Here is a 22,029-nt window from a genome sequence, read left to right as displayed (position 1 = left end):
TCGGCTGACGCGTTCCTTCCGCGTTGGATGTACGCCACGCGCGGCGCGGCTTTTGGCTCTCCGCAACGGTTTTGACGCATGCCTGGGCTTACACTGGTTTCATGGAAACCTATGATCCGCCCCGCTCGCTGACCTCGCCCATCGACCTGTGCGCGGCGCTCGACGCCGCGGTCACTGCAGCCCATGCCGGCGCGGCCATCCTGCAATCCTACGCGCATCACCGCGCCGATCTCGTGATCGATCGCAAGGCGCGCAACGATCTGGTGTCGCAAGCCGACCGCGAGGCCGAAGCCGCCATCATCGACGAATTGCAGACGCGCACGCCGCAGTTCGGCATCGTCGCCGAGGAAACCGGCGGCCAGGCGCAGGGCGCGGCCACTTGGTACATCGATCCGCTGGACGGCACCACCAATTTCCTGCACGACATCCCGCACTATGCGGTGTCGATCGCGCTGATCGCGCATGCCGGCACCGCCATCTCGGCCAACGAACGCCTGGCGCGGGACATGCCGGTGGCCGGCGTGGTCTACGATCCCTGCCGCGAGGAATTGTTCACCGCGGTGTATGGCCTGGGCGCGTGGCTCAATGGCCGCCGCATCACCTGCTCGCGCACCCGCACGCTCGACGACGCGGTGCTCGCCACGGGCTTCCCATTCCGCGATTTCTCCTTCGCCAGCCAGTACATGCCGATGCTGCACGACGCCATCAACCGGGCGCGCGGCGTGCGGCGCATGGGCGCGGCCGCGCTCGATCTGGCCTGGACCGCCTGCGGCCGCTACGACGGCTATTGGGAAATGGGCCTGGCGCCCTGGGACGTGGCCGCCGGCACGCTGATCGTGCGCGAGGCGGGCGGCGCCTGCAGCGATATGCACCAGCGGGATTCCTGGCCCATCGGCGGGCGCGTGGTGGCCGGCAACCCGGACATCGAACGCGCCCTGCATGGGATGATCGCGCCGCACCTGGACCCGCCGGGCTGACGCCCTGCGGCCCCGTGGCGTCAGGCCGCCTGCCCCTGTGGCGCGGCGGCCTCGGCGCCGGGCCGCAATTCACGCCGCAGGATCTTGCCGACGTTGCTCTTGGGCAATTCGTCGCGGAACTCCACGAAGCGCGGCCGTTTGTAGCCGGTCAGCTTGTCCTTGCACCATTGCTGCACCTGCGCCTCAGTCAGCGACGGGTCTTTCTTCACCACGAACACCTTGACCGCCTCGCCCGAATGCTCGTCCGGCACGCCGATGGCCGCGCATTCGAGCACGCCAGGCATCTGCGACACCGCCGCCTCCACCTCGTTCGGATAGACCTTGAAGCCTGACACCGTGATCATGTCCTTCTTGCGGTCGACGATGCGCGTGTAGCCCTTGTCGTCCATGATGCCGATATCGCCGGTGCGGAAGAAGCCGTCGGCCGTCATGACGTGGCGCGTCTCCTCGGGCTTCTGCCAGTAGCCGGCCATGACCTGCGGTCCGCGAATGCTGACCTCGCCACGCTCGCCCAACGGCACCTCGTTGCCGGCGTCGTCCAGGATGGCGACATACGTGGACGGCAACGGCAGGCCGATGGAACCGGAATAGGCCGTGGCGTCGCACGGATTGACCGTGGCCACCGGCGAGGTCTCCGACAACCCGTAGCCTTCGATCAGGGGCCGCCCGGTGATCTTCAGCCAGCGCTCGGCCACCGCCTGCTGCACCGCCATGCCGCCCCCCAGGGCCAGGCGCAGCCCCGAGAAATCCAGCCTGGCGAAATCCTCGTTGTGCACCAGCGCGTTGAACAGCGTATTGACGCCGGGAAACACATTAATGGGCGTCTTGCGCCAGGCCTGGACCAGTGATGGTTGGTCGCGCGGATTGATGATCAGCACGTTGCGCATGCCCGCATACATGCCATACAGGCCGCAGACCGTCATGGCGAACACGTGGTACAGCGGCAAGGCACTGAGCACGGTGATCTGGCGGTCGGTCATGTCGCGCAGCGCGGGCGCCGCCACCGCCTCCATCTGCTTCACATTGGCGGTGAGGTTGCGATGCGTCAGCATGGCGCCCTTGGGCACCCCGGTAGTGCCGCCCGTGTATTGCAGCACCGCCAGATCGTCCATCGAAATGGCCGGGGCGGTGAACGGCAGGCCGGCTCCTTTGGCCAGCACCTTCGGCAGCATCAGCGCGCCATCGATATGCCAGGGGGGCACCATCTTCTTGATGTAGCGCGCCGCCAGGTTCACCAGCGGCGCCTTCAGGCCGCCCAGCAGGTCGCCCGGCCCGGTCACCACGACGTGCCTGAGCTGACCGCGCTCGGACACGTTCTGCAGGGTATGGGCGAAATTCTCAAGAATGACGATGACCGCCGCGCCGCTGTCGAGCAACTGCCGCTGCAATTCCTCGGTGGTGTACAGCGGGTTGACGTTGACCACCGCATGACCGGCCCGCAAGGTACCCAGCAGGGCCACCAGATAGGCCGGCACGTTGGGCATCATCAGCGCGACCCGCGATCCTTTGGGCAGGTCCAGACTCTGCAACCAGCCGGCGAACGCGCGGCCGTGCGCATCCAGTTGCGCATAGGTGATGTCGCTGCCCATGGCGGTGCAGGCGACGCGCCCGGCATATTGCTTGCAGGCCCGGTCCAGCAGGTCGGTAAGCGATGCGTACTCGTCGATGGAGATATCGGCGGGAACCCCCTGCGGGTAATGGGCAAGCCACGGGCGAGTCATGGTGTTTGTCTCCATTAAATTGGCTTTTGATTGATGATAACCTTGTTGCGTTCCCAAATTCCGCCCGAAGCTTCCCATGAAACTGCTCGATCCCATCGTCGCCTGGCGCGACGAGATCTCCCAGATCCGGCGCGATATCCACGCGCACCCCGAATTGGCGTTCGAGGAATTCCGTACCGCCGACGTGGTCGCGGCCAAGCTCGAGGAATGGGGCATTGAAATCCACCGTGGCCTCGGCGGCACCGGCGTAGTCGGCATCATCCGCGGCAACCGGCCGGGCGAACGCGCGGTCGGCCTGCGTGCCGACATGGATGCGCTGCCCATGCAGGAAGCCAACACCTTTGCCCACGCCAGCCAGCACGCCGGCAAGATGCACGCCTGCGGCCACGACGGCCATACCGCCATGCTGCTGGCGGCGGCGCGCTACCTGTCGCAGCACCGCGATTTCGCCGGCACGGTCTATGTCATCTTCCAGCCCGCGGAGGAAGGCGGCGGCGGCGCCAAGCGCATGATCGACGACGGCCTGTTCACCCGCTTTCCCATGGAAGCGGTATTCGGCATGCACAACTGGCCCGGCATGGCGCCCGGCCAGTTCGGCGTGACCGCCGGCCCCATCATGGCCTCCAGCAACGAGTTTTCCATCGTCATCAAGGGCAAGGGCACGCATGCCGGCATGCCCAACCTGGGCATCGATCCGGTCATGGCGGCGGTGCAGATGGCACAGTCGCTGCAGACCATCATCACGCGCAACCGCAATCCGCTCGACGCCGCGGTGCTCAGCATCACCCAGATCCACGCCGGCAGCGCCGACAACGTGGTGCCCAACCACGCCGAACTGCGCGGCACGGTGCGCACCTTCACGCTGGACGTGCTGGACCTGATCGAACGCCGCATGGAAGAGATCGCGCGCCACACCTGCGCGGCGATGGACTGCGAAGTGGAATTCACGTTCCAGCGCAATTACCCGCCCACCATCAACCATCCGGAAGAAGCGGCTTTCTGTGCCGAGGTCATGCGCGACATCGTCGGCGACGACAAGGTCAACGACCATGTCCAGCCCACCATGGGCGCCGAGGACTTCGCCTTCATGCTGCAGGAGCTGCCGGGCTGCTACGTCTGGATCGGCAATGGCGTGGGCGACCACCGCGCCGCAGGCCATGGCCTCGGTCCGTGCATGCTGCATAACGGCAGCTATGACTTCAACGATGAACTGCTGCCGCTGGGCGGCACCTACTGGGTGCAACTGGCGCTCAAGCGCCTGGCCAAGCCCTGAGGCCGCGCTCCCCGCGCGCTGGCGGCCAACGTCCGGCCCGCGCGCGGCGCCCCTGAAGCGCGGCCGGCCCTAGCCTTCCGCCGGCCCGTTCCGTACCGCCTGGCACATGGCCAGGAAGCGCTGGGTGGCGCGAGCGGCGGCGTCGGCATGCGGCACCAGAATGCTCAAAGTGCGCGTCAGGGGCCGTGGCAACAACCGCAACGCCGCCAGCGCGCCATCCTCGTGCCGCATCGACATGGCCGAGACAAAACCCACGCCCAGCCCGGCCCGCACCGCCTGCTTCACGCCCTCCACCCCGGCCAGTTCCAGCCCCACCGACGGCGCCAGGCCGGCGTCGGCGAAGGCGCGCTCGACCAGCCGCCGCACGCCCGACCCGGGCTCGCGCATCACCAGCGCCGAGGCCGCCAGGTCCCGCAATGTCACCGCGCCCTTGCCCGCCAAGGCATGATCGGCGCGCACGATCGCCACCACCTCGTCCTGGCGCCAAGCATGCACGGCGGTATCGGCGGGCAGACCCGCGGGCACGTCGCCTTCGATGAAGGCCAGATCCAGCGCCGGCAGGCGTTCGACGATTTCACGGGTATTGCCATCGGACAGGTGCAGGCTGACGGCGGGAAAGGCGTGGCGGAAATCCGCCACCAGCCCGGGCAGGAGATAACTGGCCGGCGTGGTGCTGGCCCCCAGGCGCAACACCCCGGTTTCCAGGCCGCGCCAGGACTCCCGCACCGCCTGCGCCTGGCGGTACACCTGGCGCAACTGGCGCGCCTGCTCAGCCAAACGCTCGCCCGCCTCGGTCAGCGCGATGCCATGGCCGCTGCGGCGATACAGTGGTTCGCCAAACCATTCCTGCAACGCCCGCAATTGGCCCGAGACCGCGGGCTGCGACAGGTGCAGTTGCTGCGCCGCGCGGCTGATATTGCCGGCGTCGGCCACGGTGGCGAAGGTTAGCAATTGGTCCGGGGTCATGGGCACGGGCGGCGTGCCACGGCGACGTGGCGGCACCTAACTATCAGAATTCCCGATATTTCATATCAAAAATGAAAATTTTCCAAATAACGGGCCCGAAATTATTATTTCGTCTAGTTATTTAGATATGCAGAAAGGCCCGCCATGAGCACTGCCACCACCACCGCCCCCCCAACCTGCCGCTCCCACTGCGGCGCCCGCCGCCACGGCCGCCGCCACGCCCTGGCGCGACAAGCTCAACGGAGTCCTGTTCGTCGGCCTCATGTCGGCGGCGGTCATGCAACTGGCGGACCTGCCCGCCATCCGCCAGCTGGGCTTTTCGCCGTTGGTGGTGGGCATCGTCTGCGGCATGCTGTATGGCAACTTCCTGCGCGGCACCATGCCGGTCGACTGGGGCGTGGGCGTCAACTTCACCGCGCGCCGCTTGCTGCGTATCGCGGTGGCTTTTTATGGGCTGAACATCAGCATTCAGCAGATCGCCGCCGTCGGCCTGCCGGGCCTGGCGGTGTCGGTGGCGGTGGTGGTGGGCACGCTGCTGCTCGGCACCTGGGTCGGCCAGCGCATGCTGGGGCTGGACCGCGATACCGCCATGCTGACCGCCGCCGGCAGCGCCATCTGTGGCGCGGCCGCGGTGCTGGCATTCGAGCCGACCCTGCGGGCGCAGCCGCACAAGAGCGCCGTGGCGGTGGCCACCGTGGTGCTGTTCGGCACCCTGTCGATGTTCCTGTATCCGGTGCTGTACCACGCGGGCTGGCTGCATTTCGACACCCAGGCCCTGGGCATCTACATCGGCGGCACCATCCACGAAGTCGCGCAGGTGGTCGGAGCGGCCAGCAACATCGACCCCGCCACCACGGAAGTCGCCACCATCGTCAAGATGACCCGGGTCGCGCTGCTGGTGCCGGTACTGCTGGTGCTCGGCCTGTACCTGCGCAGCGCCGCCAGCCACGCCGGCGGCGGCGCCAAGGGCGCCAAGCTGCCGATCCCCTGGTTCGCGGTCGGCTTCCTGGCCCTGGCCATCATCAATTCGCTCAACATCATTCCGGCCGACGCCGTCGCCGCGATCCGCCGCCTGGATGTCTTCGCCCTGACCATGGCCATGACCGCGCTGGGCATCGAGACCCGCTTCGCCAACATCCGCAAGGCCGGTCCCCGCGTGATGGCGTTGGGCCTGATCCTCTACGCGTGGCTGCTGGTCGGCGGCTACGGCATCGTCAAGCTGGCCTCCTGATCCGCGCCCGCTGCCACGAAGCGCGCCAACGTGGCGCCGGCTCGCGCCGGCGCCACGTTTTTCCTGCATAATCGGCTGGTTGCCTTGCATTGGAGCCGGCCGCATGACCTCCAGCACCCAAACCCCCTTCACGACCCTGCCCGCCAATCGCGAGGCGGTATTGCGCGTCATGCCGATGCCCGCGGACGCCAACATCCATGGGGACGTCTTCGGCGGCTGGATCATGTCCCAGGTCGACATCGCCGGATCCATCCCGGCCGCCCGCCGCGCCGCCGGCCGGGTCGCCACCGTCGCCGTCAACGCCTTCCAGTTCAAGCAGCCCGTGTTCGTGGGTGACCTGCTCAGTTTCTACGCCGCCATCGTCAAGACCGGCACCACGTCCGTCACCGTCTCGGTCGAGGTCTACGCGGAACGCCAGCGCCTGGACGCCGAGGTGGTCAAGGTCACCGAAGCCACGCTGACCTACGTCGCCACCGACGAAGCACGGCGCAGCCGCCCTCTCCCCATTCTTTGAGTCGTAACGCATGACGCAGTCCGCCGCCGCGCAGAAACCGCCCGCGACGCCCCGCCGCCTCGACCCGGAAGACGCGCAGCACGCCCTGGCCGAAGTCCAGGAATGCCTGCGCCGCCAGCAATTGGTCGCCGACCTGGTGCACCGCCAGGAAGAAGGTGATTCCAAGGCCAACCTGGTCGAAGACCTGGTGCACCGCCAGCACGAGGCGGAACTCAAGACGCTGCTGGACGGCCTGCATCCCGCGGACATCGCTTTCATCCTGGAATCGCTGCCCAAGGACGAGCGCCAGGCCATCTGGAAACTGGTCAGCCCCGAGCACGATGCCGACGTGCTGCTCGAGGTCGAGGACTGGGTGCGGGAATCGCTGATCGAAGCGATGGACCGCCAGGACCTGGTGGCAGCCACCGGCAACATGGACGCCGACGAACTGGCGGACCTGGCTCCCGACCTGCCGCCGGACGTCGTGGCCGAAGTGCAGAAGGGCCTGACCGAGGAAGAACGGGCGCAGTTGCTGGAAGCCATGGGCTATCCGGAAGACAGCGTCGGCGCCATCATGGACTTCGAAATGGTCCGGGTGCGCGAGGACGTCACGCTCGAGGTGGTGCTGCGCTACCTGCGCCGCCTGCACGAGTTGCCCGACCACACCGACCAGATCTTCGTGGTCGACCGCCAGGACAAGCTGCAGGGCATCCTGCCGCTGTCGCGCCTGCTGGTCAGCGAGCCCGAGACCGAGGTGCGCGCCGTCATGAACTCCGATTTCCTGACGCTCAACCCGCTCGACTCGGACGCTGACGCCGCCGGCGCATTCGAACGCTACGACCTGGTCTCGGCGCCCGTGATGGACGACCAGGGCCGCCTGATCGGCCGCGTCACCATCGCCGACGTGGTCGACGTGATGCGCGAGGACTCGCAGGAACAGGCCCTGTCGCGCGCCGGTCTGCAGGAAGAAGACATCTTCGCGCCGGTCAGCACCGCGCTGCGCAACCGCGCCCCGTGGCTGCTGTTCAACCTCTGTACCGCCGCCACGGCCTCGTTCGTGGCTTCGCAATTCGAGGGCACCGTCAGCCAGATCGTGATCCTGGCGTTCCTGATGTCGATCGTCGCCGGCATCGGCGGCAACTCGGGCAACCAGACCATGACGCTGATCATCCGCGCCCTGGCCATGGGCCGCATCACCGGCCGCAACCTGTGGCAGCTGGTCAAGCGCGAATTGCTCGTGACCCTGATGGTGGGCCTGTGCGGCAGCCTGGTGGCGGCCCTGTTCGCCTGGGCCATCTCGCACTCGATCTCGATCGCGCTGGTCATGATGGCGGCCATGGTCTGCAACATGCTCGTCGGCGCCTCGGTGGGCGTGCTGGTGCCGATGGTGCGGGCCCGGTTCGGCAAGGATCCGGCCATGGGATCGTCGGTGCTGCTGACCTTCGCCACCGACTCGCTGGGCTTTTTCATCTTCCTCGGCCTGGCGACGATTTTCCTGCTGTAGCGCCTCAACAACGGATGTGGCCACGATTGTTTCATGGCACATCCAGGGTCCCGTGTTGACAGCGGCATGACAGTAAAAAGATCGGCAGCTCCGTTACAGTAACGGGGTTGTCATCATTTTCTGTCCCTACAATGACCGCCAAATTCCGGGCAGCGCTTTTCTGCCTGCTGCTCTCGACCTTCAGCGCCGCCGCGCACGCCTGCGACAACCTGCCTTCCTGGGCCCAACCCGCCTGTCAACGCCTCGACCAGATCTGGACCGAAGGCGGCAACGACCTCTACTTCAGTGGTTATTCATGGCACAACCGCGCCATGTACAGCCGTGAAAAGATCAACAGCTTCAACGAGCTGGCCTGGGGCGGTGGCTATGGCCGCAGCATCTACGACGAAGACGGCGACTGGCAGGGCCTGTACGCCATGGCTTTCCTGGACTCGCACAGCAAGGTCGAGCCCATCGCCGGCTATGGCTTCCTGAAAATCGGGCGGGTCGGCGAAAACTTCCGACTGGGCGCCGGCTATACGGTCTTCCTGACCGCGCGCCACGACATCATGAGCTACGTGCCCTTCCCTGGCGTGCTGCCGCTGGTCTCGGCCGGCTACAAGGACACCATGCTCTACGCCACCTACATCCCCGGCTCGCGCGGCGCCGGCAACGTGCTGTTCATGTTCGGCCGCTGGGCCTTCTGACACCCGGGCCGGCCGACGCCGGCCTCAGCAGGGCTGCAAGCCGAGCCGGCGCACCAGCTCACCCAGGCGCCAGTCGTCGATGCCATGGGCGCGTAGCGCCTTCTCGGTTTCCACCACATAGTCCAGGCACGGCCCCGAGTGCCCGACCGCGTTGCGCACCGACGCCAGCAGGCGGTCATCGGTCAGGCCGGCGGCGTATTCCTGGCAAGCGCGGTTGAGCAGGAACACCAAGGCCCGCACCGGCGCCGGCTCGGTATGGCAAGCCAGCCAGCGCGGCGTATAGGCGCCGGTGACCATCTCGCGGCGCCATAGCGCCTCGAACACCGCCGGCACATCGTTGGCCGCGATCTGGTAGGCCACGCCACGGCAGCAACCGCCGCGGTCCAGGCCGAACACCAGCCCGGGATTGTCGGGCGACCCGCGATGGTCATGCGACCACAGGCACAGCGAGCGGTGGTAGCCGCGCACCGTGGCCAGGCGCCGTTCGCGCCAGGCAAACCCGGGATGCCAGATCAGGGACCCGTAGGCGAACAGCCACAGGTCGTCAGTGCCATTCCATCCAGCCAAAAGCGCGTCCGCCGACGCGGCGTGCGTCTGCGCCGATCCGGCACAGCCGGCGGGTACTGCCAACGACATAGGGTCCTCTGGTATCGCGGGTTCATTCCATCAGGAATGCCGGATATCCTACGCCGCCTGCCGCGCAAAAGCATTGCGAGATAGGCCGCGAGCAACACGCCGAAAGAAATTTGTATTCGCCGCAAGCGGCTGCCGGAGAAAAAAAATTGCGCCCATGCCGTCCGCGCCCTTCTTCCCGGCGGGCAAGCGGCACACCGGAAGCGGCGGCGCTCCGGGCCTGCAGGCCGCTAGACCGCGTCCAGCGGCAACTCCGTGGTGCTCTTGATGACTTCCATCGAGAAACTGGCGCTGACGTCCAGCAGGTCCACCGCCCCGATCAGGCGGCGGTAGAAGCGGTCATAGGCCGCCATGTCCTCGACCACGACCTTGAGCAGGTAATCGATATCGCCCGCCATGCGGTGGAACTCGACCACGTTGGGCAACGCCATGACGGCATTGATCAGGCTCTGGGTCCATTTCTCATTGTGCTGGCTAGTCTTGATGGACACGAACACGGTCAGGTTCAGTCCCAGTGCGCGCGGGTCCAGCAGGATGGCGTTGCGGGCAATGACCCCATCGTCCTTGAGCTTCTGGATGCGGCGCCAGCATGGCGTGACGGACAGGTTGACCTGTTCGGCGATCTCGGCGACCGAGCAGGTGGCATCCTTCTGCAGCAACGCCAGGATCTTGATGTCCGTCTGGTCCATGGAGGTTCCTCAAGCGATATCGGCGCCATCTTGCCCTGCCGTCCCGTCGGCGTCCAGCCGCGGAACACCCTAGGGATATATCGAGGCTCGGCCGCACATCGCGCCGCGGGGCCGAGCGGCCGGCGCCGCCGGCGGCGTCAGTAAGTGCCCGGGTAGCCGCCGCCGTCGATCAGGATGTTCTGCGCCGTCATGTAACCCGCCTGCGCCGAGCAGACGTAAGCGCACAGCGCCCCCAGCTCTTCAGGCTGGCCATAGCGGCCAGCCGGATTGGCGCGGCCGCGCTCGTCCCACAACTGCTCGAAGGTCTTGCCGCCCTGCTCCAGCATGCCGCGGATGTGGCGCGCCTGCGCGTCGGTCGCGAACGCCCCCGGCAAGAGATTATTGATGGTCACATTGTGGCGCACGGTCTGCCGCGCCAGGCCGCTGACAAAGCCAATCAATCCGGCGCGCGCGCCGTTGGACAGCCCCAGTTCGGCATGCGGCGCCTTGACACTGCGCGACACGATGTTGACGATGCGCCCGAAGCGCCGCTCGATCATGCCATCGAGCACCCGCCGGATCATGTCGATCGGCCCCAGCATCATCGCGTCCAGCGCCGCGACCCAGTCTTCGTGCGACCAATCGCGGAAATCGCCCGGCAGCGGACCGTCGGCATTGTTCACCAGGATGTCGGGATGCGGGCAGGCGGCCAGCGCGGCGTCACGGCCCTGCGGCCGGGTCAGATCGGCCGAGACCCAGCCCACGCCAATGCCCGCCGCCTGCGAGATTTCGGTCGCGGCCTGTTCCAGCGTCTGCGGATTGCGGGCGGCGATCGTGACCGCCACCCCCTCGCGCGCCAATTGCAGCGCACACGCCCGGCCCATGCCGCGACTGCCGCCGAATACCAATGCCGTCTTGCCGCTGATCCCAAGATCCATGCCCGACCCTCCAGAGTGGTACCAAGAAGCGAATCAGTATAGGAGCGCTGGCGGGCGGCAGGGGTGGAATTTTTTTCTAAACATTGGCACAGGGCGGGCCGATTTGGCAAAGGTATTCCAGCGCGAATCCCTAAGATGAAGGCTTGTCACTCAGGGCGTACCGCCATGTCCCCCCTCCCACTCGCCACCGCCAACCTGCGCTCGCTGTGTGAATCGGTGCAGGCCGCCCAGATGAACGCCGCGCGCGCCCTGCTGCACGAGCTGGCCGCCAGTGTCGCCAATGCCGGCGACATGCTGCGCGCCCTGCCCGACGCGCTGCGCGCGGGCCACCCCGACCGCTACACCCGCCACATCGCCTACGCCGATCCGCACGGCGCCTTCACCATCGCCTACCTGATCTGGCGCCCGGGACAATTCAGTCCAGTCCACGGCCACAAGACCTGGTGCACCTACCAGGTCTTGCAGGGCGAGCTGACCGAAACCCACTACCGCTGGGACCCGAACGCCGGTGCCGCGGTGACGTGTGGCGAAGTCCGCCGCCGTCCGGGCGATATCGTCACCGCCACCCCGGGGCTGCGCCAGATCCACCGGCTCGGCAATGCCGGCCCCGGCATCGCGGTATCCCTGCACCTGTATGGCGTCGACCAGGCCGACCTCTGTACCGGCGTCAACCATCTGGTGCCGACGCTCGCGCCGCACTGAACACCGCCGCCAGCGCCATGAAAAAAGCGGGGCCACCCCTGGCCCCGCTTTGTTCTGCCCGTCCGCTGGTCAGCCCATCCACTGGCTGACCGGCGCAGCGGCGTCCTGCAGCGGCTGCGCCACCACGTCGATCAGCGCCGGCCCGTCATGCTCCATGGCCGCCTTGATCGCCGCGTCCAGCTTGGCCGGGTCCTCGACCCGCCACGCCTTCACGCCATAGGCTTCGGCGATGCGGGCGTGGTCGGTGCGGTCGAAGTCCACGCTGTAGTAGCGCTTGTCGTAGCCGGCCTTCTGGCTGGCCTTGATCCAGCCATAGACCGAATTCGAGAACACCACCATCAGCAACGGCGCCTTATGGCGCACGATGGTCTCCAGTTCGCCGACCGTGAAACCGAAGCTGCCGTCGCCCATGACCGAGACGCACTTGGCGTTCGGCCGGCCGACCCACGCACCCAGCGCCGCCGACATCGAGAAACCCAATGCGCCATGGGCACGGTTGGTGATGAAGTGGCGGCCCGGTCGGGACACGTCGTAATAAGCCGAGAAATACGGGCATGGCGTGCCCGGGTCAGCGCACACCACGGCGTCATCGGGCAACAGGCGGTTGAGCGACTGCACCACGCGCTCGGGACGGATCGGCGCGTCCAGGCTGCTGGCCAACGGCTCCAGCTGCGCGCGGCGCGCGGCCTTGGCGCGGCCGGCCAGCACCGCGCCGTCGGCCGCGTCGGCGGGCCGATGCGCCAGACGTGCCTGCACTTCGGCGCCCAGCGCCTGCAAGGCCAGCTTGGCGTCGCCCACCATGCCCACTTCCGTCAGGTAGTTGGCGCCGATCACCATCGGGTCGATATCGATGTGCAAGATCGGCACGTCGCGGTTCGGGAAGCGCCAATGTTCGGTCGAGGTCGACCCGGCCCGGCAGCCGACGAACAACACCACATCGGCCGCGGCCACCACATCGCGCGTTGCCATCACGCCGCCGTTGGAGCCGACCACGCCGGCGTTGAGCGGGTGGGTATCCGCCAGGCTGCCCTGCCCGCTGACGGTCACGCAGACCGCCGCCTTCAGGCTTTCGGCCAGTTCCTGCAAGGCGCCGCAGGCGCCGGCGATCACCACGCCGCCACCGCAGATGATCACGGGGGCGCGCGCGCCCACCAGCCGCTGCGCGGCGCGCGCCACGTCGGCCGGATCCGGCGCGTAGCGCAGCGACGGGAATTGCGCGTGTTCGGGCTGGGCCCAGACGTCGGCGGCATCCACCTGCTGCTTCATGACGTCATAGGGAAAGCACAGGTGCGCCGCGCCGGGCTTGCCGGTGGTCATGGCGCGGAAAGCCGCGCGCACCATGCCGGGGATCTGGTCGGCGCGGTCGATGGTGCGGTTCCACTTGGTCAGCGGCCGGTACAGCGCTTCCTGATCCAGCTCGGTCAGCGGATACTTGCCGCGCGAGCCCACCGCCACATCGGAGGTGATGCCCAGCACCGGGATGGACGACTCGTTGGCCTCCACCAGTCCCGGCAACAAGTAGGTCGCGCCGCCGCCGCTCGGGCCTTCGCACACGCCAACCTTGCCGGTCACGCGGGCATAGGCGTCGGCCATGTAGCCGGCGCTGCGCTCGTCCCGGGTCAGGATGTGCCGCATGCCGTGATCGAGCCGGCAGAGCGCGTCGTAGAACGGCAGGCTGGTATCGCCACAAAGACCGAAAATGTGTTTGACGCCGTTGTGTTGCAGCATCCGCACCATTGCTTCGGCGCCGGTCAAGGTATCCATGTCTTCTCCATGCGGTATGCGGATCGGGCGGCGCCCCGCGGCGCCGCGCCCCAGACCGCTCAGTTATCCAGATTGATGTTGTTGCGCTTGATGAATTGGCTCCAGCGGTTGTATTCCGCCTTCACGTAGGCATCCAGCGCCGGGCCGTTCGACGCCACAATCTCGAAGCCCGCCTCTTCCAGTTTCTTCTTGACCTCGGGATCGGCCAGCACCGTATTGAAGGCCTGCGTCAGTTTCTTGATGGTCGCCTCCGGCGTACCCTTGGGCGCGAACATGCCGCTCCACGAATAGGCAACGAATCCGGGGAAACCGGACTCGGCAACCGTCGGCACGTTGGGCAGGTCCGGCAGGCGCTTGTCGCCGGCCACGGCCAGCGGCTTGATCTTGCCGGCCTGGATCTGGCCACGCAGCGCCGCGAAGCTCAGCCAGGTCATGTTGGCCTGGCCACCCACCACCGCCTGGATCGCCGGACCGCCGCCGCCGTACGGCACGTGCAGCAGCTCGACTTTCGACAGGCGCTTGAGTTCTTCGGGCGCCAGGTGATTCAGCGACCCCACGCCGGTGGAGGCATAGTTGAATTTGTTGGGCGGCTGCTTGGCCGCGGCCGCCAGGAATTCCTTCAGGTTGTCGCCCGGCACGCTCGGGTTGGCGCCCAGCACCAGCGGAAAGCGCACGGTCTGCGTGATCGCGACGAAGTCCTTGAAGGTGTCGTACGGCAGCTTCGGTTTCACCGCCGGATTGATGCCGTGGTTGTCGAAGCTCACCAGCAGCGTGCTGCCATCGGGCTCGGCCCGCGCCACGAAAGCGGTGGCGATCTGGCTGGCGGCGCCCGGACGGTTTTCCACCACCACGGCACGGCCGCCCAATTCCTTCGACAGCCGCGGCTGCATGATGCGGGCCAGGATGTCGGTGCTGCCGCCCGGCGGATAGGGCACCACCAGGACCAGCGGCTTTTCCTCCGCATGGGCGGGCGCGGCGCCGAATCCGCCCCCCAGCGCGGCCAGCGCGCAGACGGCCGCGAGGGCGCGCCGGATCGTTGAATGGTTCATGAGTTTTCCCCTGATGTTGTGGTGTTGGCCGGCATTACCGAAGCGGGTTCGGCCTGGTCCCGCATGTAAATCGTGGAAAAGCCGGTGCGGATGACGTCCGTGATCTGGTCCAGCCGCCTGCCGATATGGCTGCGCATCATGTCCGGCAGCACATCGATGTCGCGCCGCTCAAGCGCCTCGACGATACGCATGTGCTCGCCCTGGGTATGGCTGCGGCGCCCCTGCTGCATGTCGATCCAACGCACGAAGTGGATGCGCGCGTTGACGCTTTCCAGCGCGCGCACGAATTCGTCGTTGCGCGTATGGCGCGCCAGCATCAGGTGAAATGCCTCGTCCAGTTCCAGCAGGCGGGTCGCATCGCTGTCCTCGGGCACATCGCGCGAACGTTCGACGAAGGCACGCAATGCCACCAGTTCCTCATCGCAGGCGCGCTCGCAGGCCGCGCGCACGATGCCGGCCTCGAGCACCGCACGGTACTCGTAAAGACTGTGGATCTGCTTGGCATCCAGCAACCGGGCGATAAAGCCGCGGTTCACCGAGCGCGTCAGAAATCCCTCCACCATCAACTGGTTGAGCACCTCGCGCAGGGGCGTGCGACTGACATTCAAGCGCCGCGCCAATTCCACTTCGTTGATGCGCTCGCCCGGCTTGAACTCGAAGCTGACCGCCATCGCCTTGACAGCGCTGTACAACTCGGCCTGGCCGGCCATGGTGCGGGCCGCGGGTCGGGATTGTGTCATAGAGGGAGGGGCCGCCAGGACGGGGGGAAAGGGGATGAAGTGCATACTAAAGTGCATACACTTTGCTTCGCAACCCGGGTTTGCCCGCAACGCGCGCGGCAACGCTGCGCCCCTGTTCGACAAAGGGCGTGAAATGGAATCAAAGCGGAGACGGCGGATGGCGCGCCGCGCCACACAGGCGCGGGTCGCGTCAGACGCCGGGTTCAGACGCCGGTATCGAGGGTGTAGTGGGCGCCGTCGCGGTTTTCCAGCGTCAACGTCGCCAGCGTGGGCACGACGGCTGCGGGATCTTCCCGCACGTGGATCCGCAGGTTGGCCAGGGGCACGTCCCAGCCGCCGCCGGCCGCGGCCTCGGCCGTGACGCCGGCCACCAGGGCCAGACGCTCCGCCACCTGCCGCGGCTGGGCGGCGCGGGCGTCGATGCGATACAAGCCGCGGGCGCCATTGGGGTGGGCCATCAGCGCGGGCGACCAGACACACTCGGGCGTCAGGTGGCGGCAGAAATACATGCGGATGCCGGGCAGCGGCTGCTCGGCGAAACGCACGGTGTGGAAACGGGCCTGCACTTCCTGGCCGTCCAGCATGGCGGGACGCGACAATTCCTGCATCGGATTGACGGCGAAGCCGGCGGCGAGCAGACGCTCGCGCGTGGCCTCGGCGTCGTAGGTGCGGAACACCAGCGCCTCGAGCCCGAAGGGCGAATCGGCAATTTCCTTGCGCGCCGGTGGCGCGCCGGGCGGCCAGCCCAGCAGTTCGACGTAAGTGCCTTCGAGCACGATCAGGCGATTGCACGAACCGAGGTTGTGCACGGCCTTGTCGCTCAGGTGAAAGCCCTGGCGCTCGAAGTGCGGTGCCAGCGCGTCGAGCCGGTCGCGCACCATGACCACGGCGTGGTCGAACTCGGTCTGGCCGACGGCATGCAGCATGGCGTTATCCGCTCAGACCAGCTTGCCGTGGCACTGCTTGTACTTCTTGCCGCTGCCGCACGGGCAGGGATCGTTGCGCCCCACCTTGGGCATCACGTTGCGCACCGGCTGGGCGCCAGAGTCGTCGGCTGCCTGGGCCAATGCCTCGTCGTAGTCCGAATGGTGGTATTGCACGTTCTGCACATGCGACTGGGCCGCCTCGGCCTCGGCCTGCTCGACCTGCTCGGACGACTGCACGCGCACCGTCATCAGCACGCGCACCACATCGTCGCGGATGCGGTCCAGCATGCCCGAGAACAATTCGAAGGCCTCGCGCTTGTATTCCTGCTTGGGATTCTTCTGCGCATAGCCACGCAGATGGATGCCCTGGCGCAGGTAGTCCAGCGCCGACAGGTGCTCGCGCCAGTGCGTGTCGATCGCCTGCAGCATGATCGAACGCTCGAACTGCGACCACGATTCCACGCCGACCTGGTCGACCTTGCCCTGGTAGACGCCGCGTGCCGCCGCGACCACGCGCTCGCGCAGGTCTTCGTCGGTCAGGTTCGCTTCCTTCTCGAGCATCTCGACCAGCGGCAAGTGAACTTGCCAATCGGCCTCGAGCGCCTTCTGCAGCGCGGGGATATCCCACTGCTCTTCCACCGACTCGGGCGGCACGTAGGTATTGAACAGCTCGACCACGGCGGCGTCGCGCAGGTTCTCGACCATGGGACCGACGCTCGCCGCTTCCAGCACTTCGTTGCGCTGCGTGTACAGCACCTTGCGCTGGTCGTTGGCGACGTCGTCATATTCCAGCAATTGCTTGCGGATGTCGAAGTTGCGGCCTTCCACCTTGCGCTGCGCGGTCTCGATGGAGCGCGTCACCATGCCGGCCTCGATCGGCTCGCCCTCGGGCAGCTTGAGGCGCTCCATGATGGCGCGCACGCGATCGCCGGCGAAGATGCGCATCAGCGAATCTTCCAGCGACAGGTAGAAACGCGACGAGCCCGGATCGCCCTGGCGGCCAGCACGGCCGCGCAGCTGGTTGTCGATACGGCGCGATTCATGGCGTTCGGTGCCGATGATGCGCAGGCCGCCGGCGGCCTTGACCTGATCGTTGAGCGGCTTCCAGTCGGCACGCACCTTCTCGATGCGCGCGGTCTTCTCGTCCTCGGACAGCGCCTCGTCGGCGCGGATCAGGTCGACCTGCTTGTCGACGCTGCCGCCCAGCACGATGTCAGTGCCGCGGCCCGCCATGTTGGTGGCGATGGTGATGTGGCCCGGCTTGCCGGCTTCGGCGACGATCTCGGCTTCGCGCGCATGCTGCTTGGCGTTCAGCACTTCGTGCGGCAGCTTGGCCTTTTTCAGCAGGCCCGACAGCAGCTCCGAGTTCTCGATGCTGGTGGTGCCCACCAGCACCGGCTGGCCGCGCTCGTGGCAGTCGCGGATGTCCTCGAGGATGGCGTTGTACTTTTCCGCGTCGGTCTTGAACACCTGGTCGTTCTGGTCCTTGCGGACCATGGGCTTGTTGGTCGGGATGATGACCGTTTCAAGCCCGTAGATCTCCTGGAACTCGTACGCTTCCGTATCGGCCGTGCCGGTCATGCCGGACAGCTTCTCGTACATGCGGAAGTAGTTCTGGAAGGTGATCGAGGCCAGCGTCTGGTTCTCGTGCTGGATCTTCACCCCTTCCTTGGCCTCGACCGCCTGGTGCAGGCCGTCGGACCAGCGGCGGCCCACCATCAGGCGGCCCGTGAATTCATCGACGATGATGACTTCGCCGTCCTGCACCACGTACTGCTGGTCGCGGAAGAACAGCGTGTTGGCGCGCAGCGCCACCATCAGGTGGTGCATCAGCGCGATGTGGCGCGGGTCGTACAGCGATTCGCCTTCGGGCAGGATGCCCAGGCGCGCCAGGATGCCTTCGGCGTTGACGTGGCCGGCTTCCGACAGGTAGACCTGCTGGCTTTTTTCGTCGACCCAGTAGTCGCCCTCGGGTTCCGGCTCCTGCGGCTTGGGCTCGCTGGCCATGCGGGTCAGCAGCGGCGGCACCGCGTTCATGCGGATGTAGAGTTCGGTATGGTCTTCGGCCTGGCCGGAGATGATCAGCGGCGTGCGCGCCTCGTCGATCAGGATCGAGTCCACTTCGTCGACAATGGCGTAGAACAGGCCGCGCTGGCGGCGGTCCTCAACACGGTATTCCATGTTGTCGCGCAGGTAGTCGAAACCGAATTCGTTGTTGGTGCCGTAGGTGATGTCGGCGGCGTAGGCGGCCTTCTTTTCCTCGTTCGGCTGCTGCGGCACCACCACGCCCGTGGTCAGGCCCAGGAAGTGATAAAGGCGGCCCATCCATTCGGCGTCGCGGCGGGCCAGGTAGTCGTTCACCGTGACCACGTGCACGCCCTTGCCGGCGATCGCGTTCAGGTAGACCGGCAGGGTCGCCATCAGCGTCTTGCCTTCCCCCGTGCGCATTTCGGCGATCTTGCCGCTGTGCAGCGCGATACCGCCCAGCATCTGGACGTCGAAGTGGCGCATGCCGAACACCCGCTTGCCGGCTTCACGCACGACAGCGAAGGCTTCGGGCAGCAGCTCGTCGAGCGACGTGCCCTGCGCGTGGCGGGCGCGGAATTCCGCGGTCTTGGCCGCCAGTTCCGCATCGGAAAGCGCGGAGATCTTGGGCTCCAGCCCATTGATCTGGGTTACCAGCTTGCGATACTGCTTAAGCAGCCGGTCGTTGCGGCTGCCTATGAGTTTTTTGAGCAGAGAAACCATGCGTATGTCGGCCGCACGAGTCCCGCCGCACCCGCAAGGGGCAAAGGACGGCGTCGCCCGTGACTTGATTTATTGGTTGAGCGGGGGTCCCGCTGGGAAACGAACCAGTTTAACGCACCTGGCGCGTTATAGCCTGATCCTATGGCCAGGTGGCACTGTAGCCCGGATCGCGCATCAGCGCGCGGCGCTGCTGGCGCCGGCTTGCGCCAGCGTCGGCGGAGCGTTCTGCTGCGCCCCCAGAAACAGGCGCGGATCGAGCGGCTGGCCGGCCAGGCGCACCTCGAAATGCAGGTGCGGTCCGGTGGAGCGGCCGGACGAGCCGACCCGCGCCACCGGCTGGCCGCGCTCGACCAGCTGCCCCTGCTTGACCAGCAGGGACGAGGCGTGGGCGTAGCGCGTAATCAGGCCGTCGCCATGATCGATTTCGACCATGTTGCCGTAGCCCGGATGGAATTTGGCTTCCAGCACCACGCCGCCCGATGCCGCCAGGATCGGCGTGCCCGGCGGCGCGGCGAAGTCCAGCCCTTCGTGCATCGCCGGCCGCCCGGTGACCGGGTTGCGGCGCCAGCCATAGGAGGAACTGAGATAGGGATAGTCGGTGATCGGCATCGCCGTCGGCATGCGCGCCTGGTCGGCGGAACGCCGCGTCAGCGCCGCGTCCAGCAGCTTGAGGTTATCGCTCTGCAGCGCCAGCCGCTCCTGGATCTCGTCCAACTGGCGGCCCAGGGCCTCGGCTGAAGTGGCGCCGGCCGGCGCGCCTTCGGTGAGCAGATCATCCATTACCTGCGTGGCTTCAGGCGCTTGCGACGTGTCGACCGGCGCCCCGGCCAACTGCCTGGCCACTTCGGGGTCGGTATAGGCCACGCCCGCGACTTTCGCCACCCGCTGGCCCAGGCCGTCGATGCTGACCAGCTTGGCCTGCAGCGCCCCGACCTTGGCGGCCAACAGGTTCATGTTGCCGCGCAGGAAATCCGCATCGCGCCCCGGTTGCTCGGCCAACGGCCACCCGACGGTGCGTACCGCGGGCAGCATAGGCGTAATGTAGCGCTGGAGGGCCGCGCCGAAGATGGCGGCCGTGATCAGCGCGCCCCCGAGAAACAACGCCAGGCGCGCGCCTCCCAGGGTGAAATGCCCGTCCTGCCCATCGCGGGCGTGCATAATCACGATTTTCAAGGTTTGCTTCCTAATTCTCAGAGCCGGGATGAATAGACCTACTTCATACCGCCAACGTTCCAGTTCCAGCCGGCGAAGGGAAAATACCGCCCTGGGATGGCTGGGTCATGACATGCGGGGCGCCGGGGTACTGGCGACCGCCCGCAAGCACTTGCAAATCCAATATGCGGTGGCGGCGATCCTGCCCGCCCCGCTGGGTTCCGTCTGCCAGGTAGGCAAGCTGGAAAACCAGCGCCTTCAACTGGTGGTGCCCAGTGCCGCGCACGCGGCGAAGATGCGTCAATTGGCCCCGCGCATCGCGCAGGCCTTGGCGAACCAAGGCTGGAACCTTAACGAAATTGCGGTCAAGGTACAAGCCGGCCTGCCCAAGCCCGGCACCCGCAAGCCGCTGCCGCCCAAAGAGGCGCAGCCGCTGGGAGAGGCCGCGCTGGGCGCCTTCGAGACCCTGCACGACAACCTGCGCCCCGGCCCGCTGGCCGACGCGGTCGCCAAGCTATTGAAGCACCACAAGAGTAGCTGAAGATCGCCGGGCTCGCCTGGATGCCGACCCTTCGGATGGCCGCCATGGCCGGATTGCCGGACGGGATGACCGCCGCGGCCTGCGCCAGGCGGTGCCGCCGGCGCGTACGGATCAGGCCTGTCGGCGCCGTCCAATGAAAATGGCCGGTGTGCCGGGGACGGACCCCGGCACACCGGCCATCAGTGGCAAACCGGCCTCAGGCCAGTTGCCATTCGTGCCGGAACGCCTGCGGCGCCTCGGCTTGCGATTCGTAGGTCACCAACTCCCAGGCATCGCGCTGCTGCAGCAGCGCGCGCGCCAGCTGGTTGTTCAGGCCGTGGCCCGACTTGCACGCCACGTAGCGCGCCACCAGGGGCTTGCCCAACAGATACAGGTCGCCGATGGCGTCCAGGATCTTGTGCTTCACGAATTCGTCGTCATAGCGCAGGCCATCGCTGTTCAGCACCCGGTATTCATCCATCACGATGGCGTTGTCCAGGCTGCCGCCACGGGCCAGGCCCATCGAGCGCAGCGCCTCGACTTCGTTGACGAAGCCGAAGGTGCGGGCGCGCGCGATCTCGCGCACGTACGAATGGGTGGCGAAGTCGATTTCAGCGAAATTCGCGGTCGAGTCGATAGCCGGGTGGCGGAAGTCGATCGAGAAGGCCAGCGCGTACCCTTCATGGGGTTCAAGCCTGGCCCACTTCTCGTTGCGGCCTTCGCCCTCGCGCACTTCCACCGTCTTCAACACGCGGATGAACTGCTTGGGCGCGTTCTGCTCGACAATGCCCGCCGAGCGCAACAGGTACACGAAGGTTGCCGCACTGCCGTCCATGATGGGGACTTCTTCGGCAGTGAGGTCGATATGCAGATTGTCGATGCCCAGGCCGGCCAGCGCCGACATGAGATGTTCCACCGTCGACACGCGGACGTTGCCCTGTTGCAGCACCGATGCCATGCGCGTATCGCCCACGCCCATGGCCTGCGCCGGCAAGTCTACGACTTCGGGCAGGTCGACGCGGTGGAACACGATGCCTGTATTGGGCGCCGCCGGACGCAGGGTGAGCTCGACCCGCCGTCCGGAGTGGACGCCGACGCCTGTCGTGCGGACGAGATTCTGGATGCTGCGCTGTCGGAACATGAGACTAAGGTATTTAGGGCCAGGAAGCCGTCAAGATGACAAGAAATTGCCGGCATAACCGTCGTATTGTAACTCTGTCCGGTTCTCAACGCCATCAAGGCGTCTGGACCGACCGATAAGACTGTCCCCGATTCAAGCGATACAAACGAAACACGGACCGCTCCGCCTCCGGCTTGCCTGCGGGGACAGGCAAGCCG

Annotated in this window: 20 protein-coding genes; 8 read left to right on the top strand and 12 right to left on the bottom strand. The window is 66.7% G+C overall.

The features are described 5' to 3' along the window. The first annotated feature begins 101 nt into the window (after positions 1 to 101). Entirely contained in the window at positions 102 to 977 is an 876-nt protein-coding gene (locus HV701_RS20190) for an inositol monophosphatase family protein (RefSeq protein ID WP_175134792.1), read from the top strand. 20 nt (positions 978 to 997) lie between these two features. Here the strand turns inward: HV701_RS20190 and HV701_RS20185 are convergent, their stop codons facing one another. Further along, complete coding sequence (locus tag HV701_RS20185) at positions 998 to 2,698, bottom strand: AMP-binding protein (RefSeq protein WP_175134791.1); 1,701 nt, start codon at positions 2,696 to 2,698, stop codon at positions 998 to 1,000. 76 nt (positions 2,699 to 2,774) lie between these two features. Between HV701_RS20185 and HV701_RS20180 the strand changes: the two genes are divergently transcribed. Continuing rightward, the gene (locus HV701_RS20180; protein WP_175134790.1) at positions 2,775 to 3,971 is read left to right on the top strand and encodes a M20 aminoacylase family protein; all 1,197 of its coding nucleotides are present in this window, start codon (positions 2,775 to 2,777) and stop codon (positions 3,969 to 3,971) included. Positions 3,972 to 4,040: 69 nt separating this feature from the next. On the opposite strand, the gene HV701_RS20175 is transcribed toward HV701_RS20180, so the two are convergent. Further along, positions 4,041 to 4,937 carry a LysR family transcriptional regulator gene (locus HV701_RS20175; RefSeq protein ID WP_175134821.1) on the bottom strand — a complete coding sequence of 299 codons (897 nt, stop codon included), beginning with the start codon at positions 4,935 to 4,937 and terminating at the stop codon, positions 4,041 to 4,043. A gap of 247 nt (positions 4,938 to 5,184) precedes the next feature. Between HV701_RS20175 and HV701_RS20170 the strand changes: the two genes are divergently transcribed. The 4 genes from HV701_RS20170 to pagP all read left to right on the top strand — a co-directional run bounded on the left by HV701_RS20170 (position 5,185) and on the right by pagP (position 8,851). Then, on the top strand, positions 5,185 to 6,168 hold the full coding sequence (locus HV701_RS20170; RefSeq protein ID WP_175134820.1) for a YeiH family protein: 984 nt from the start codon (positions 5,185 to 5,187) through the stop codon (positions 6,166 to 6,168). Positions 6,169 to 6,271: 103 nt separating this feature from the next. Then, positions 6,272 to 6,682 (top strand): acyl-CoA thioesterase, encoded by a 411-nt coding sequence (locus tag HV701_RS20165; RefSeq protein WP_175134789.1) that lies wholly within the window; start codon positions 6,272 to 6,274, stop codon positions 6,680 to 6,682. Positions 6,683 to 6,692: 10 nt separating this feature from the next. Further along, entirely contained in the window at positions 6,693 to 8,165 is a 1,473-nt protein-coding gene (mgtE, locus tag HV701_RS20160) for a magnesium transporter (protein ID WP_175134788.1), read from the top strand. A 131-nt stretch (positions 8,166 to 8,296) separates the two neighbouring features. Then, positions 8,297 to 8,851 carry a lipid IV(A) palmitoyltransferase PagP gene (gene pagP / locus HV701_RS20155; protein WP_175134787.1) on the top strand — a complete coding sequence of 185 codons (555 nt, stop codon included), beginning with the start codon at positions 8,297 to 8,299 and terminating at the stop codon, positions 8,849 to 8,851. Positions 8,852 to 8,875: 24 nt separating this feature from the next. Here the strand turns inward: pagP and HV701_RS20150 are convergent, their stop codons facing one another. The 3 genes from HV701_RS20150 to HV701_RS20140 form a co-directional block, all read right to left on the bottom strand. After that, positions 8,876 to 9,487 carry a gamma-glutamylcyclotransferase gene (locus HV701_RS20150; protein ID WP_175134786.1) on the bottom strand — a complete coding sequence of 204 codons (612 nt, stop codon included), beginning with the start codon at positions 9,485 to 9,487 and terminating at the stop codon, positions 8,876 to 8,878. A gap of 227 nt (positions 9,488 to 9,714) precedes the next feature. After that, positions 9,715 to 10,173 (bottom strand): Lrp/AsnC family transcriptional regulator, encoded by a 459-nt coding sequence (locus tag HV701_RS20145; RefSeq protein WP_105555509.1) that lies wholly within the window; start codon positions 10,171 to 10,173, stop codon positions 9,715 to 9,717. Between the two features lie 137 nt (positions 10,174 to 10,310). Beyond that, positions 10,311 to 11,090, bottom strand: coding sequence for an SDR family oxidoreductase (locus HV701_RS20140; protein WP_175134785.1), 780 nt, complete (start codon positions 11,088 to 11,090; stop codon positions 10,311 to 10,313). Between the two features lie 165 nt (positions 11,091 to 11,255). Between HV701_RS20140 and HV701_RS20135 the strand changes: the two genes are divergently transcribed. Continuing rightward, positions 11,256 to 11,792 carry a cysteine dioxygenase family protein gene (locus HV701_RS20135; protein WP_175134784.1) on the top strand — a complete coding sequence of 179 codons (537 nt, stop codon included), beginning with the start codon at positions 11,256 to 11,258 and terminating at the stop codon, positions 11,790 to 11,792. A 69-nt stretch (positions 11,793 to 11,861) separates the two neighbouring features. On the opposite strand, the gene HV701_RS20130 is transcribed toward HV701_RS20135, so the two are convergent. The 6 genes from HV701_RS20130 to HV701_RS20105 all read right to left on the bottom strand — a co-directional run bounded on the left by HV701_RS20130 (position 11,862) and on the right by HV701_RS20105 (position 20,177). Continuing rightward, entirely contained in the window at positions 11,862 to 13,556 is a 1,695-nt protein-coding gene (locus HV701_RS20130; RefSeq protein ID WP_175134783.1) for a thiamine pyrophosphate-binding protein, read from the bottom strand. 59 nt (positions 13,557 to 13,615) lie between these two features. Further along, complete coding sequence (locus HV701_RS20125; protein WP_175134782.1) at positions 13,616 to 14,605, bottom strand: tripartite tricarboxylate transporter substrate binding protein; 990 nt, start codon at positions 14,603 to 14,605, stop codon at positions 13,616 to 13,618. Continuing rightward, positions 14,602 to 15,345 carry a GntR family transcriptional regulator gene (locus HV701_RS20120; protein ID WP_175134781.1) on the bottom strand — a complete coding sequence of 248 codons (744 nt, stop codon included), beginning with the start codon at positions 15,343 to 15,345 and terminating at the stop codon, positions 14,602 to 14,604. Before HV701_RS20120 ends, HV701_RS20125 begins: the two co-directional genes overlap by 4 nt. Positions 15,346 to 15,548: 203 nt before the next feature. Then, on the bottom strand, positions 15,549 to 16,271 hold the full coding sequence (locus tag HV701_RS20115) for a VOC family protein (protein ID WP_175134780.1): 723 nt from the start codon (positions 16,269 to 16,271) through the stop codon (positions 15,549 to 15,551). Between the two features lie 12 nt (positions 16,272 to 16,283). After that, a complete protein-coding gene (gene secA / locus HV701_RS20110; protein ID WP_175134779.1) occupies positions 16,284 to 19,019 on the bottom strand; it encodes a preprotein translocase subunit SecA in 2,736 nt (911 codons plus the stop codon). A gap of 174 nt (positions 19,020 to 19,193) precedes the next feature. Then, on the bottom strand, positions 19,194 to 20,177 hold the full coding sequence (locus tag HV701_RS20105) for a M23 family metallopeptidase (protein WP_175134819.1): 984 nt from the start codon (positions 20,175 to 20,177) through the stop codon (positions 19,194 to 19,196). Positions 20,178 to 20,304: 127 nt separating this feature from the next. Between HV701_RS20105 and HV701_RS20100 the strand changes: the two genes are divergently transcribed. Further along, positions 20,305 to 20,712: a flagellar hook-length control protein FliK gene (locus HV701_RS20100; protein WP_175134778.1), complete on the top strand. Its 408-nt coding sequence runs from the start codon at positions 20,305 to 20,307 to the stop codon at positions 20,710 to 20,712. A gap of 196 nt (positions 20,713 to 20,908) precedes the next feature. Here HV701_RS20100 and lpxC read toward each other — a convergent pair whose 3' ends face one another. Next, positions 20,909 to 21,832, bottom strand: coding sequence for a UDP-3-O-acyl-N-acetylglucosamine deacetylase (gene lpxC, locus HV701_RS20095; RefSeq protein WP_175134777.1), 924 nt, complete (start codon positions 21,830 to 21,832; stop codon positions 20,909 to 20,911). Positions 21,833 to 22,029 lie beyond the last annotated feature (197 nt).

Origin of the sequence: Achromobacter pulmonis (assembly GCF_902859765.1) — a bacterium.
Classification (GTDB): Bacteria; Pseudomonadota; Gammaproteobacteria; order Burkholderiales; family Burkholderiaceae_B; genus Achromobacter; species Achromobacter pulmonis.
This window is presented reverse-complemented; position numbering and strand designations above follow the sequence as displayed.